Annotated in this window: 11 protein-coding genes; 10 read left to right on the forward strand and 1 reads right to left on the reverse strand. The window is 73.7% G+C overall.

Features of this window, described 5'->3' with window-relative positions; translation table 11 throughout:
- The first annotated feature begins 39 nt into the window (after positions 1 to 39).
- The 4 genes from EXW95_RS21440 to EXW95_RS19335 are packed head-to-tail and all read left to right on the forward strand — an operon-like array spanning position 40 to position 7346.
- Positions 40 to 2730 carry a PD-(D/E)XK nuclease family protein gene (locus EXW95_RS21440; RefSeq protein WP_174369140.1) on the forward strand — a complete coding sequence of 897 codons (2691 nt, stop codon included), beginning with the start codon at positions 40 to 42 and terminating at the stop codon, positions 2728 to 2730.
- Complete coding sequence (locus EXW95_RS19325) at positions 2727 to 5975, forward strand: UvrD-helicase domain-containing protein (RefSeq protein WP_174369141.1); 3249 nt, start codon at positions 2727 to 2729, stop codon at positions 5973 to 5975. Before EXW95_RS21440 ends, EXW95_RS19325 begins: the two co-directional genes overlap by 4 nt.
- Positions 5972 to 6394 (forward strand): hypothetical protein, encoded by a 423-nt coding sequence (locus EXW95_RS19330; RefSeq protein ID WP_174369142.1) that lies wholly within the window; start codon positions 5972 to 5974, stop codon positions 6392 to 6394. The genes EXW95_RS19325 and EXW95_RS19330 overlap by 4 nt, the downstream gene beginning before the upstream one ends.
- 1 nt (position 6395) lies before the next feature.
- The gene (locus tag EXW95_RS19335) at positions 6396 to 7346 is read left to right on the forward strand and encodes a WYL domain-containing protein (protein ID WP_174369143.1); all 951 of its coding nucleotides are present in this window, start codon (positions 6396 to 6398) and stop codon (positions 7344 to 7346) included.
- Positions 7347 to 7616: 270 nt separating this feature from the next.
- Here the strand turns inward: EXW95_RS19335 and EXW95_RS19340 are convergent, their stop codons facing one another.
- Positions 7617 to 7760: a hypothetical protein gene (locus tag EXW95_RS19340; protein WP_174369144.1), complete on the reverse strand. Its 144-nt coding sequence runs from the start codon at positions 7758 to 7760 to the stop codon at positions 7617 to 7619.
- Positions 7761 to 7980: 220 nt separating this feature from the next.
- Here EXW95_RS19340 and EXW95_RS19345 point away from each other — a divergent pair, with 220 nt between their 5' ends.
- Genes EXW95_RS19345 through EXW95_RS19370 form a run of 6 tightly spaced genes read left to right on the forward strand, consistent with a single transcriptional unit; the run spans position 7981 to position 13681 of the window.
- Positions 7981 to 8937 (forward strand): ABC transporter substrate-binding protein, encoded by a 957-nt coding sequence (locus tag EXW95_RS19345; protein WP_174369145.1) that lies wholly within the window; start codon positions 7981 to 7983, stop codon positions 8935 to 8937.
- On the forward strand, positions 8934 to 9851 hold the full coding sequence (locus tag EXW95_RS19350; protein WP_174369146.1) for a sucrase ferredoxin: 918 nt from the start codon (positions 8934 to 8936) through the stop codon (positions 9849 to 9851). Before EXW95_RS19345 ends, EXW95_RS19350 begins: the two co-directional genes overlap by 4 nt.
- A complete protein-coding gene (locus EXW95_RS19355) occupies positions 9832 to 10836 on the forward strand; it encodes an iron ABC transporter permease (RefSeq protein WP_174369071.1) in 1005 nt (334 codons plus the stop codon). Before EXW95_RS19350 ends, EXW95_RS19355 begins: the two co-directional genes overlap by 20 nt.
- Positions 10837 to 10851: 15 nt before the next feature.
- Positions 10852 to 11823: an ABC transporter substrate-binding protein gene (locus tag EXW95_RS19360; RefSeq protein WP_174369147.1), complete on the forward strand. Its 972-nt coding sequence runs from the start codon at positions 10852 to 10854 to the stop codon at positions 11821 to 11823.
- Positions 11820 to 12833 (forward strand): FecCD family ABC transporter permease, encoded by a 1014-nt coding sequence (locus EXW95_RS19365; RefSeq protein ID WP_371810194.1) that lies wholly within the window; start codon positions 11820 to 11822, stop codon positions 12831 to 12833. The genes EXW95_RS19360 and EXW95_RS19365 overlap by 4 nt, the downstream gene beginning before the upstream one ends.
- Positions 12830 to 13681, forward strand: coding sequence for an ABC transporter ATP-binding protein (locus tag EXW95_RS19370; protein WP_174369148.1), 852 nt, complete (start codon positions 12830 to 12832; stop codon positions 13679 to 13681). The genes EXW95_RS19365 and EXW95_RS19370 overlap by 4 nt, the downstream gene beginning before the upstream one ends.
- Positions 13682 to 13686 lie beyond the last annotated feature (5 nt).

The raw sequence follows: 13686 nt of genomic DNA on the forward strand, positions 1-13686 counted from the left end.
GCGGGTACGTGAGTGCCGCGTGGCCGCTAGGGTGTCGGCGTGACCCGCACGCTGCTGCAACACCCGTTTCCCAGTGTCCTGCTCCGGGCCGTCTCGGCGCGCTTCTCACCGGACATGGCGCTGATCGTGCCGAACGTGCAGGCGGGCCGGGACGTCCGGGGCGCGCTGAGAAACGCGGGCGCGGCGCGGACCCTGACGCAGGTCGCGCGGGACGCGCTGCACCAGGCCGGCTGGCAGCCCCTGCGGCCCGGCGCGCGGGAGGCGTTCTACCGGGAGGCGCTCGGCGACCTGTCGCTTGAGTACCTGGGGTCCATCGCGGCCCGGCCGGGTACCCTGGCGCGGCTCTCTGGGCTGATCGGGGAGTTGCTGCGCGCGAACCTCGAGCCGGGCGCGGTGCGGGCGGCAGCGGGCAGCGCGCGGGAGCGGGACGTGGCGGGCGCGTTCGGGGCGGTGGTGACGCGCTGCCAGGAGCTGCGGGTGTACGACGTGGCAGGCGCGGAGTACTTCGCCGCGCGCCTGGACCGGCTGCCCGCGCGGCGGTCGGTGGTGCACGGCTTCGCGTACTTCGACGCGGCGCAGCTGGCCCTGATGGACCGGCTGCTGGGACCGGGTTCGCTGCTGACCCTCCCGGCCAGCGAGGCGCCTGGTGCGGGGCGCCGCACGCAGGAGTCCGCTGCGGCGCTGTGCGCGCTGGGCTTCACGCGCACGGACGTGGATGGACAGGCTGGGACCACCGGTGATCAGGTCGTGGCCGGGTACCTGCAGCGGGGCGCGGCGTCCGGCGGGCTGCGCCGGGAGGAACACGGGGACGTCGACGCGGAGGTCCGCTCGTGTCTGCGGCAGGTGCGGGCGTGGCTGGACACAGGTTCCCGGCCGGAGCGGCTGGCGGTGATCGTCCGTCACGAGGCCACGTATCTGGGCACGCTGGCGGACGTGGCGCGTGAGTATGACCTGCCGCTGGTGAGCGGCGCGCAGCAGCCGCTGCTGAGCACGCCGCTGGGCGGCGTGGTGCAGGCCTGGGTGGACGCGCACGCCCGTGAGTGGCGCTACGGGGCGGCGCGGCGGCTGTTCACGCACCCGCTGGTGAGTCCGGGTTTCGACGCGCTGAGGCGGGCGCGGGCGCTGCAACCGCACTGCCCGGCCGGTGTGGCGGCCTGGGCGCCGGAACTGGCGTGGCTGGAGGTCCCGGCCGAGACGACCTGGCGGGCCGGACTGCAGGTGCTCGAGCGGCTGGTGGTCGACCTGGGGATCGCTGCGCGCTGCAGGCAGGACGCCGCGCTGAACGTGGCGCTGGGCCTGCTCATGGACCGCCTGGACAGCGAGGCGCGGCGGGACGCGCCGTGCCACCGGGAGGAGCTGCTGGGCCTGGTGGCGCACGTGCTGCGGTCCACGACCGTGCCCGTCCTGCTGGGCCGCAGTGGCGTGCGGGTCGCCAACCCGCTGGCCGCGCTGGGTCGGACGTTCGATCACGTCTGGGTGCTGGGGCTGGCCGACTCGATCTTTCCGCGGCCCGCGGGTGATCACCCGCTGATCGACAGCGTGGTGCGGGCGCGGTGGCACTCGGCTGGCGTGACCGTGCCGGACGCGTCGAGTCTGGCGAGTGTGGAGGAGGCGCTGTTCCTGGGCGCGGTGGGCGGCGCGGGGCTGGAGGTGGTGCTGAGCCGTCCGCTGCGGGGCGTGGACGGCCGGGCGCTGCGGCCGAGTCCGTTCTGGCTGCGCTTCGGTGATTCGGGCGTGGGCGCGGCGCCGTTGCCGCTCGGGTCGGATGAGGAGCGGGCGCTGCTGCTGGCCCTGGACGGGCAGGTCCCGGCGGCGCTGGAGGGCCGGGTGGCGGTGGAGGTGGACCGGGACGCGGGCCGCCCCGGTCCGCACGCCGGGCAGCTGGAGCGCAGCCTGCCGGTCGCGGCGCGCCGCTGGAGTCCGTCGCAGCTGCACGCGGCCGGGGCGTGCCGCTTCCAGTGGTTCGCGGGGCGGCTGCTGCATCTGGAGGAGCCGCTCGATCCGGACCGGGTGGAGGACCGCCGGGTGACGGGGCTGCTGCTGCACGCGGCGCTGGACGGCGCGCTGCAGGGTGAGGGGGCGGCGGGCGACGCGGAGGGACGCGCGGCGCGCGCGCACGCCGCGCTGGACCGCAAGGTCACGGAGTTGCGGCGCAGCGGCGCCCTGCGTCCCGGTCCGCTGTGGCCGGTGCAGGTCGAGGAGCTGCGCCGCACCGTGACGCGGGCGGTGCGCAGCCCGGCGTTCGTGCCGCCCGGTTGGACGCCCGTGGCCCTCGAGGAGCGGCGGGACTTCACCCTCACCGCGGGTGAGCACACCTATGCACTGACGGGCATCCTCGACCGGGTGGACCGGACGCCGGACGGCCTGACCGTCACGGATTACAAGACCGGCACGTACGTCAGTCAGGTGGTGCACAGCGGGAAGCTGAACCTGGAGATCCAGTTGCCGCTGTACATGGCGGCGCTGTCGGCGGTGAACGGCCGGTACTTCAGCATCGAGCGGGCCGAGGTGATCGGCAGGGCGGGCCCGGCGGCCGAGGGTGGGAGGAGGACGTACACCTGGGCGCAGCACCAGCAGGACGTCACGGCGTTCCTCACGGACCTCGGGGGTCACCTCGCGGCGGGGAACGTCGCGCCGGGTCCGGATCAGGCGCGGCAGGCCTGCACGTACTGCACGTTCCTGCCGGTCTGCAGGCACCGGAGCGCCCGGCATGAGGAGGGTCAGGCATGAGCGGGACATTCACGAAAGCCCAGCAGCGGGCCATCACGGCGCCGCATTCGGTCGCCATCTCGGCCGGGGCGGGCAGTGGGAAGACCCGCGTGCTGGCCGAGCGCGTGGTGCACCTGCTCGACGGGGGGGTCACGCCCGGGCAGATCGCGGCCGTGACGTTCACCGAGGCGGCCGCCGCGGAACTGCGCGAGCGGATCGCCACGTACGTGGAGGGCCGCGCGCAGGCCGACCCGGCCCGCTGGGCCGCGGCGCAGGCCGCGCTGCCGCTGATGCAGGTGAGCACCATTCACGGGCTGTGCGGCCGGGTGGCGCGCGAGCATCCGGTCGAGAGCGGGGCCGGCCTGAACTTCGCGGTGCTCGACGATACGGAGGCCGCCGGGTGGCTCGAGGAGCACCTCGCGCCGGTGCTGGCCGAACTGCCGGTGGAGGTGCTTCTCGAACTGCCCGGCCGCATCCGGGGGGACGTGATCCGCGCGCTGCTGGACGATCCCACCTCGGCCGCTGCCGCGCTGGACGTCGCGGCCCGCGAGGCGACCCTGGAGGCCGGGGACCGCGCCCGGCGCGCGTGGGTGGCCGCGCAGCCCGAATGGGACGCGGCCTGCGCGGCGCTCGACGCGGTGCGGGGCGTTCCGGCCGGGGACGTGCTGGAAGACGCCCGTCAGGCGGCGCTGCGGGCAGGGCCGCCCCTGCTGGGTGAGGGACTGCGGGACCTGCGCGTGGCCCTGGCGGGCGTGAAGGGCAACGTCGGCCGGGGCTGGGACGCGGCGGAGAAGAAGGCGGTCTTCGCGGCCCTGAAGACCCTGCAGGGGCTCGCGGCGCGCGATGACCTGCTCGGGGAGGCCACCGACGCCTCCCGCGCGCACGACCGTGCGGTGCTGGCCCTGCGGACGATCTTCACGCATGTGGTGACCCGCTTCGCGCAGCTCAAGGGGGAGCAGGAGGTCGCGACCTTCGCGGACCTGGAGGTCTGCGCGGACCGCGCGCTGGCCGTCCCGGAGGTGCGGGCGTACTACCGGGCGCGCTGGTCGCACCTGCTGATCGACGAGGCGCAGGACACCAACCCGGTGCAGTGGCGGATCCTGCGGGCCCTGGCGGACGGCGTGACGCTGACGGTCGTCGGGGACGAGAAGCAGAGCATCTACGCGTTTCGCCGCGCGGACGTCGGCGTGTTCCGCGAAGCGCGCAAGGCCGTGCTGGAGCGGGGCGGGGAGGTGATCCGCATGGGCACGTCCTTCCGCACGCACGGGGGACTGGTCACGGCCGTGAACGCGTACTTCGCGAGCCTGATGCGCGGCCCGGGCCCGTTGCGGCCCACCGCGGCGACCTTCGAACCCCTCGACGCGCACCGCGTGGCGCACCCGGCCGGGGAGGACGCGCCGGGCGTGGAGGTGCACGCCCTGCTCGGGGACGGCGCGGGGGCGCTGCGCAGCGCGGAGGCGGACCTGATCGCGGGCCGCATTCAGGCGCTGCTGCTCGGGGGCACGCCGGTCTACGACCGCGAGACGCGGCAGACGCGGCCGCTGCGGCTGTCCGATATCGCCGTGCTGTTCCGGGCGCGCACCAACCTCGGCGCGTACGAGGAGGCCCTGTCCCGCGCGGGGCTGCCGTACGTGGTGCACGGCGGGCGGGGCCTGTACGACCGGCCCGAGGTGATGGACGCCGTGAGCCTGCTGCGCGCCGTGGCCGACCCGACCGCCGACGTGCACCTCGCGGCGGTGCTGCGCGGCCCGCACGTGCACCTCACCGACGCGCAGCTCCTCACGATCGGGGAGGCTCACGTGAGCGGCGAGTGCTTCTGGGACGCCGCGCAGCGCAGCGCCGACCCGGACGTGCAGGGCGCCGTGACCCTGATCCGCGCGCTGCGGGAGGCGTCGGTGACCCTCAGCGCGTCGCAACTGCTGGCCGAAGCGGACCGCCGCACGGGCGCGCTGCTCGTGCACGCCGCCCTGCCGGACGGGCCGCGCCGCGTGGCGAACCTGCGGCTCTTCCAGGGCCTGCTGCGCCAGTGGGCGCAGGAGGGCCTGCGGGACGTGGTGAGCGCCGCCGATCACCTCGCCCACCTCGAGCGGCTGGAGGCGCAGGCGCCCGAGGCGGTCAGTCCGCACCCGGACGCCGCGCAGCTGATGACCATCCACGGCAGCAAGGGCCTGGAATTCCCGGTGGTGATCGTCGCCGACGCGCTGCGCCAGGGCGGCGGGCCGGCCGGCGCGGTGCGTTTCGACGCGCAGCTCGGCGTGGCGCTGCGCCTGCCCCGCCTCGAGGAGGACCCGCCCGAGTGGACGGCCCTGGAAGCCGCGCAGAAGGAACGGGACACCAGTGAATCGGAACGGGTCGCGTACGTGGCCTTCACGCGCGCCGCGGACCTGCTGATCCTCAGCGTGCCGGGCGGCACCGGCCCGGCGGACCTGAAACGCCTCGAGGCCTTCCTGGGCCACCTGCCCGACGCGGGCGTGGCCCGCACCTACCTGTCCCCGGCGGACGTGCCCGCCCCGGTCCCACTGACCCTGCAGACGTCGGGCGGGCGACCACGGCTGGACGTCCGATCCGGCCCGGGCGTGGTGCTGCCCGGCACGCTGCCCGTCACCAGCCTGGGCACGTTCCTGAGCTGCCCGAGGGCCTTCGCGTACCGGCACGTCGAGGGCCGCGCGCCGCTGGTCACGCTGTGGAGCGCCCGGCACGACGCGGAAGCCACCAACCCCGAAGGGCGTCTCGCCGGGCGGCAGATCGGAGACGCCGTGCACCGCGCGCTCGAGCACGGCTGGACCGACACCGAGATGCGCGCGCACCTGGGGTACTTCGCCCCGCCCGACCTGCAGACCGTGACGACCCTCGTGCAGAACTTCCAGGGTGACGTGTACGCCGAGGTGAGGGGACGACCCTACCAGCGCGAGCGGCCCATCCAGGTGGACGTCGGCGGCGTCACCTTCGAGGGCATCGTGGACGCCTTCGACCCGGACGGGAAGCTGGTCCTCGACTACAAGACCGACCGTCACGTTCAGCCCGAACATCACCTGCCGCAACTGGCCCTGTACGCCCATCACCTCGGCGCGACCCGCGCCGCCCTGGCGTACCTGCGCCGCGACCACCTGCACGTGTTCGAGGAAACGGACCTTCAGCGCGGCCTGAGCCTCGTGCAGGACGCCGTCAGCCGCATGAAGGACACGGACTTCCCACCGACGCCCTCCGCCGCCTGCCGGTACTGCTCATTCCGCGGCGTCTGCGACGCTGCCCAGGAGACCCCATGACCGAACCGACACTGAACGCACCCACCCGCTACGCCACCGACGTGCTGGACTTCCTGGCCGAGGAGGGCTTCCGGCCCCACCTGGACGAGCAGGGGGACGTGCTGTTCAAGTTCGAGGGCGGCACGTACTACCTGATGACGTCCGAGGCGGACTCCACGTACTTCGCCCTGTACTTCTTCCGCTTCTGGCCGCTGGAAGATCCCGCCGAACGCGCCCGCGCCCACGAGGCCGCCGCGCAGGCCCACCAGCGCATCCGGATCGGGCAGATCACCGTGCTGGACGACGACGTGAACGCCTCCGTGCAGGCCTACCTGCCCGGCGCGGACGACTGGCGCGGCGTGCTGCTGCGCAACCTGAGCGGCCTGCAGGCCCTGGTCCGCACCTTCCGCGAGCAGATGCACGCGCAACTGGAGAACTGACGTGACCCCCGCCACGAAGACCGAGCGGATGCTCGCCACGCTGGACCTCCTCGGGCACGCCGAGTGCAGCGCCCGCGACCTCACCAGCCGCCTGGGCCTCCCGGCGAACAAGCTGCGCAGCGTGCAGCGTGACCTTGAAACCCTGTGCCTGGACGGCAAGGTCGAGCGGCTCGACAACGGCAGGTACCGCCGCCCCGCCCGGGCGACCACCCTCAACGCGGTCGAGGCGCTCGCGGTGTACTCCGCCGCGCGGATGCTCTACCACCACGCCGCCGACTACAACCAGCACTACCTCAGCGCCCTGGAGAAACTCACCGCGCAGCTGCCCACCACCGCCCGCCGGGTGGCCGCCCAGGCGAACGAGGCGTACCAGCAGCGCAAGGACACGAGCGACACCACGGCCAGCCGCACCTTCGAACTCGTCGCCCGCGCCTGGCTGGAGGGCCGGGTCCTACGGTTCAAGTATCACTCCCTGACCAGGGAATCACAGGTCGAGCTCGTCATCTACTTCATCGAGCTCAACCCCCAGAACCGTCAGGCGTACGCCATCGGCGTCAACCGCCTCAAGGGCGGCGACCGGCCCTTCGTGTTCCGGCTCGCCCGCATGCGTGACGTGACCCTGCTGGACGACGCGGCGCCCATTCCCGAAGCGTTCCACCCGATGGAGTACCTTGCCGGCGCGTGGGGCATCATGACCGGCGACCCGGTCCGCGTGGAACTGTTCTTCAGCCCAGCGGTCCGCGACCGGGTGCGCGAGGTGCCGCTCGGACCGACCGCGGACTGCCAGCCGCTTGCGAGCGGTCACACCCGCGTGTGCCTCACGGTGGGCGGCTGGAAGGAACTCGTGCCGTGGATTCTCGGCTGGGGCGGGGAGGTCGAGGTGCTCAGCCCGCCCGAACTGCGCGCCCACATCGCCGACGCCCACGGGCGGGGCCGCGCGCTGTACGGCTGAGCGGCCCGCAGCTCCAGGACAGTGCCACGCGACGACCCGGTACGCTGCTCAGCCTCCTCACCGGGCACTCCTCGGGTCGTCGCCCCGCAGCGCTCGCCCCGTCCTGCCCCGCAGGTCAAACACCACAGGTCTGTCTCATACGGACTCCGATTGAATGGCTTATAAAGCCGTTCAATCCGAGCGGAGCGAGTAGGAGCAAAACGGGTTCCGGACGTGGAGTTAACAGATCGGTGGTGTTCCGATCTGTTAACGAAATAAACGGAATCCGTATCAGGTCAGCTCGTGGAGCGGAGGCGCGCTGGCCGCCTGCTGGAGGTGCGCCTTGAGGTCATCCACGAACTGCTGCGCTTCGATCCGCGCCAGGCGGAGGTGCGCTTCCGTGAGCAGCTGCGCCGGGTCGCGCCGGCCCCGCAAGACCTCATGTGGCGCTGCCTGCGTACTCGGCGCCGCACGGTCGTTCGACTGGCTCGTCCGGTCATGCCGTTGCCCAGCGTTCAAGGAGATGGATTCCACTGGTGGTTTGCAGGATGGTGGGCGACCGATGTCACGGTTGTTCTGCGCGTGCGGGCCACTGGGCGGTCGGGCAACACCTTGAAACTTGACTATTCCGCTCGGATTAACTAGGGTGAGCCGCATGTTCCGCCGGACCCTCCTGACCACCCTGGTCCTGGGCAGCGCCGCCCTGGCCGCCCCCGCCACCCTCACCCTCAAGCACGACGAGGGCACTGCCACCGTCCCGCTCAACCCCACCCGCATCGTCGCGCTGGACGAGGAAGCCCTCGGCTGGATCTACGCGCTGGGCGTCAGCAACCGCCTCGTGGGCGTCGGCAGCGCCATGCTCGGCCCCGCCGACCTCACGGCCGACGGGAAGATCAGACCCGAACGCATCCGGGGCACCTTCCTCGCGCGCGGCGACCTGAGCGGCGCCACCTTCGTCGGCAACTGGACGCAGCCGAACCTCGAAACGATCCTGAAGCTGAAACCCGACCTGATCGTCCGCGCCACCTGGGCTGGCAACGGCAACTACACGCAACTGAGCCGCATCGCGCCCACCGTCGGCTACAGCGAACAGGGCAGCGGCTACTGGAAGAAGGGCCTGCGCGACCTCGCCCGCGTGTTCGGGAAGCAGGAACAGGCCGAGAAGCTCATCAAGCAGGTCGCCGACACCAACCGCGCCGGCGCGCGCGCCCTGCAGGCCGCCGGGGTGTTCCGGAAGTACCCGAAGGCCGTGGTCGTCTCGCCCTTCAAGGGCGGCGGCACGTACCTGTACACCAAGACCCGCCTGATCGACGACGTGCGCGCCCTGGGCTTCAGGGACGGCCTGAAAGGCGACGCGAACGTGCTGGGCGTCGGCGGCGTGGTCAGCGACGAGGCGCTGCTGTCCCTGAGCAGGGACACGCTGGTCATCGTCTTCCCGCCCGGCGGGCAGTACAACGGCGCGCAGGACTTCCTGCAGAGCGCCGTCGGGCAGCGCCTGAAAGGCCAGACCGTCGTGTACACCCAGGAGGCGAACAGCCCCTGGGCCGGACCGCTGGTGTCGCTGCGCGACAGCCCCGCCCTGACGAAACTCATCCTGGACAAGGTGAAGTGACCGCCCGCCTGACCCTCTGCGCCGACGAGTCCCGCGCGGCGGGCGAGGACCCCATCGGCACCGCGCCCCACTGGGCGGAGGTGACGGTGCTGGAACTGGACGTGCCCGTCTGGGCGCAGCTGCGCAGCGTGGACACCTGGACGCCCGCGCAGTCGGCAGTCTTCGCCGCGCTGCGGGGGAAGGTCGAGTCGAGCGGCGCGGGCTTCGGGCTGCTCATGAGCGCGCCACTGGCCCCCGGCGCGCCGCTGCGCGTGCGGCATTACGTGCGCGGCCCCGGCGGGTACCGCAGGCAGGACTACGCCGCCGACCTGCCGCAGAGCGAGTGGGCGCGCGGGCTGCACGACACCCTGATCGAACCGGCGCGGCTGAGCGACTGGGAGGCCGTCCCGGCACCGGATCGGGGCGCGGACCTGCACGTCTGCACGCACGGCACCGTGGACGCCGCCTGCGGCCGCTACGGCGTGCCCGTCCACGCGGCGCTGAGGTCTGCGGGTGAACGGGCGTGGCGCACCGGGCATTTCGGCGGACACCGCTTCGCCGCGACGGCCGTGGAGCTGCCCTCGGGCCTGCTGTGGGCGCACCTGACACCCGCGCTGGCCGTGCAGGTCGCGCGGCGCGAGGTGAGTCCCGCCGAGGTCGCCGGGCACCTGCGCGGCTTCGCGGGCCTGAGTGCGCGCGCGCAGGTGCTCGACCGGGCGCTGCTGATCCGGCACGGGTGGGACTGGCTGAACGCCCAGCGCGACGCCGAGGTGGACGGCGACCTCGTCACGCTGACCGCCACGGTCAATGGCCAGACGCGGACGTACCGCGCCGCCGTCACCGACGCCGAGCCGCTCCTGCTCCCCGGATCGAGTCACACACCGGACCGCGCGCCGGTGCGGCAGTACCACCTGGGTGAGGTCGCGGGGCCGTGACCTCTCCCCTCCCCGGTGGCTGACGTTCACCGGCGCACTGCTCGCCGCGCTGCTCGCGGGCCTGCTGTCCCTGGCGCTGGGCGCTGCCGACATTCCCCTGGCCGAGACCGCGCGGCTGCTCGTGCACCCGGACGACAGCGTGAGCAGCCTCGTGATCCACACCCTGCGGCTGCCCCGCACCCTGATCGCCCTGATCGCCGGGGCGGCGCTGGCCGTCTCGGGCCTGCTGCTGCAGGGCGTCACCCGCAACCCGCTGGCCGACCCGGGCATCCTGGGCGTGGAGGCCGGGGGCGCCCTGGCCATCCTGATCCTGGTGGTGTTCCTGCCCGCAGCCCCGGCGGCCGCGTTCGTCCCGGCGGCGTTCCTGGGCGGGGGCCTCGCGGCCCTGGCGGCCTACGGCGCGGCCCGCACGGTCGGCGTGACGCCGCTGCGGCTGGCGCTGGCGGGCGTGGCGGTGGCGTCCCTGGCGGGCGCCGCGACCCGCGCGCTGCAACTGCTGTTCGAGGACCGCGCGCAGGGCGCGCTGTTCGCCCTGTCCGGCTCACTGGCGGGCCGCACCTGGGCGCAGCTGGGACAGGTCGCGCCGTGGCTGCTCGCGGGTCTGATCGGCGCGCTCATTCTCGCGCCGCGCGTGAACGTCCTGACCCTGGGTGAGGACGTCGCCCGCAGCCTCGGCGCCCGCACCGAACGCGACCGCACCGTCATCACCGCTCTGGGCGTCCTGCTGGCCGCCGGATCGGTCAGCGTGGTCGGCCCGGTGGGCTTCGTGGGCCTGATCATCCCGCACGCCGCGCGCGCGCTGGGCGGCGCGGACCACCGCGTCTCGCTGCCGCTGGCCGCGCTGCTGGGCGCGGCGTTCCTGCCGCTGGCCGACGTGGCCGCCCGCGTGATCGACCGGCCCGCCGAGACCCCGGTCGGCATCCTGGTCGCCGCGGCCGGTTCACCCTTTTTCATCCTGCTCGCCCGGCGCATCGGGCGCCGCTGACACCGGAGCCATTCCATGAACCACCGAACCCTGAACAACAAGACCCTGGCTCCCCTGACCCGGACCACCCTGACCCTCGCCACCCTGCTCGCCGCGCCCGCCCTGGCAGCCCCTGTCACCGTGCAGCACGACCGCGGCACCGTGACCCTGCCCGCCCCCGCCAAACGGGTCGTGGCGCTGGAATACTCCTTCGTGGACACCCTGCTCGCGCTGGGCGTGAAACCCGTCGGCGCGGCGCTCGGCACGCAGGGCGGCGACCGGGGCGCGCCCCCCTACCTGCGGCCCCGCGTGGGCGGCGTCGTCACGACCGGCAGCCGCGCGCAGCCCAGCCTCGAAGGGATCGCCGCGCTGCGCCCGGACCTCATCCTCGCCGACAGCCTCGTCCACAAGGACACTGTGCCCGCCCTGGGCCGCGTCGCCCCGACCGCCGTGTTCCCCAGCCGCCGCGCGGACCTGGATCAGCTGAACGAGCAGACGCTGCTGATCGGCCGACTGGTGGGCCGCGAGGCCGCCGCGAAACAGCTGCTGGCCGACCAGAAGAGCCTGATCGCCAAGGCGCGCGCCTTCACGAAGAAGGGCGCCCCGGCGTTCGTGGCGGGCGTGGTCACGCCGACCTCCTTCACGGCGCACACCGCCGGGAGCTTCGCGGGCAGCTTCCTCGAAGCGGTCGGGCGCAGGAATCAGCTGCCCGTCAAGGACGGCCAGACGCAGTACGAACTGAGCCTGGAGGGCCTCGTGGCGCTGCAACCGCAGACGCTCATTCTGTTCACCGCGCCGGACGAGACGCCGGTCACCGCCGCGTGGGCGAAAAACCCGCTGTGGCAGAAACTGCCCGCCGTGAAGCGCGGCCGGGTGTACGAGTTCAACCGGGACGACTGGACGCGCGGGCGCGGCCCGACCGCCCTGAAACTGATGGTCGCCCAGACCATCGAGAGCCGCTTCCTGCAGGACGCCGCGCCCGGCACATCCTTCAAGTACCAGCCGTGACCGCTGCGATCACCTCTGCCCGCTTCACCGCCCGCCGCGCCCTGCTCGTCGGCGCGGCCCTGCTGACCCTGTGCGCGGCGCTGGCGGTGCTGGCGCTGGGACTGGGCGCAGTGCCGACGCCCGCGCGGGACGTGCTGGCCGCCCTGACCGGCGGCGGGGACGCCCTGACCCGGCAGCTCGTACTGGACCTGCGCGCCCCGCGGATCGGGGTGGCGCTGCTGTGCGGCGCGATGTTCGCCGCGAGCGGCACGATCATGCAGGGCGTGATCCGCAACCCGCTGGCCTCGCCGGACCTGATCGGCGTGGGCGCCGGGGCGGGACTGGCCGCCACGGTGTTCCTGCTCGCGTGGCCCGCCGCGCCCGCCGGGGGGCTGCCCTGGGCGGCGCTGGCAGGCGCGTGGGGCGGCTTCGGGCTGGTGCTGCTGCTCGCGCGGGAGCGGGGCGGGGCGCTGCACCCGGTGCGGCTCGCGCTGATCGGCGTGGCGGTCGCGTCCGCGCTGGGCGCCGCGCAGCAGCTCGTGCTCGTGCGCGCCCCGGACGGGCTGGGCAGCGCCCTGAGCTTCCTGACCGGCACGGTCTACGGCGCGGACGTGACCCGCCTGACGCGCGTGCTGCCCTGGGCGCTGATCCTGCTGCCCGGCGCGCTGCTCCTGAGCCGCACGCTGGACGTCCTGAACCTCGGGGAGGACGTCGCCACCGCGCTCGGCACGCGCGTGAACCCGGCGCGCCTGCTGGCCCTGGCGGTCGGCGTGGCGCTGGCGGGCGCGGCCGTGACGGGCGCGGGCATCCTGGGCTTCGTGGGCCTGCTCGCCCCGCACCTCGCGCGGCTGCTCGTCGGCGCCCGGCACGCCCGCACGCTGCCGGTCAGTATGCTGCTGGGCGCGCTGCTCGTGCTGGCCGCCGACACGCTGGGCCGCGCGCTGCTGCCCCCCCTGGAGGTGCCCGCCGGGATCTTCACTACCCTGGTCGGCGCCCCCTATTTCCTGTACCTGCTGAGGAAGTCCGCATGACCCCCACCAATCCCGAACGGGCCACCCCCACCCCGGCCACCTCCGCCCCGGCCACCCGCACCCCGGAGCCGCTGAGCACCCACGCGCTGAAACTCGCCTACGGCCAGAACGTGATCATCCCCGGCCTCGACCTCGCGGTCGCGGGAGGGCAGGTCACCTCGATCATCGGGCCGAACGGCTGCGGCAAGAGCACCCTGCTGCGCGCGCTGGCGCGGCTGCTGCCCAGCGGGGCGGGGCACATCGAACTGTACGGCCAGGCGCTGCACGCCCTGCCCAGCCGCGAGATCGCCCGGCGCCTCGCCATTCTCCCGCAGGGCCCCGCGGCCCCCGAGGGGCTGAGCGTGGAGGACCTCGTGTGGTTCGGGCGTCACCCGCACCAGGGCCGCTTCCCCGTCCGCCGCGCCGAGGACCGCGACGCCGTGCAGTGGGCACTCGACCAGACCGGCATGCGCGTGTTCGCCGCCCGCCCCCTCGACGCCCTCAGCGGCGGGCAGCGGCAGCGGGCCTGGATTGCCATGAGCCTCGCGCAGCAGACCGACATCCTGCTGCTGGACGAACCCACCACGTACCTCGACCCCGCGCACCAGCTGGAGGTCCTGCACCTCGCCCGGCGCCTGAACCGCGAGCAGGGCAAGACGGTCGTGATGGTCCTCCACGACCTCAACCAGGCCGCGCGCTACAGCGACCGCCTGATCGCCATGAGCGGCGGCGCCGTGTACGCCCACGGCCCGGCCGGGGACGTGCTCACCCACGACCTGCTGCGCGACGTGTTCGGCCTCAAGGCCCACCTGCTGCCCGACCCGGACACCGGGCGGCCCCACGTCATCCCCTACGCCCTGACCCGCTGAACGCC

The sequence above is a fragment of the Deinococcus sp. JMULE3 genome (assembly GCF_013337115.1).
Lineage (GTDB): Bacteria > Deinococcota > Deinococci > Deinococcales > Deinococcaceae > Deinococcus.

What these genes read in the sequence shown, in the direction of transcription:
- EXW95_RS19325 (WP_174369141.1), top strand. Translation starts at nt 2,727, where the DNA reads ATGAGCGGGACATTCACGAAAGCCCAGCAGCGGGCCATCACGGCGCCG.
- EXW95_RS19330 (WP_174369142.1), top strand. Translation starts at nt 5,972, where the DNA reads ATGACCGAACCGACACTGAACGCACCCACCCGCTACGCCACCGACGTG.
- EXW95_RS19370 (WP_174369148.1), top strand. Translation starts at nt 12,830, where the DNA reads ATGACCCCCACCAATCCCGAACGGGCCACCCCCACCCCGGCCACCTCC.
- EXW95_RS19360 (WP_174369147.1), top strand. Translation starts at nt 10,852, where the DNA reads ATGAACCACCGAACCCTGAACAACAAGACCCTGGCTCCCCTGACCCGG.
- EXW95_RS19345 (WP_174369145.1), top strand. Translation starts at nt 7,981, where the DNA reads ATGTTCCGCCGGACCCTCCTGACCACCCTGGTCCTGGGCAGCGCCGCC.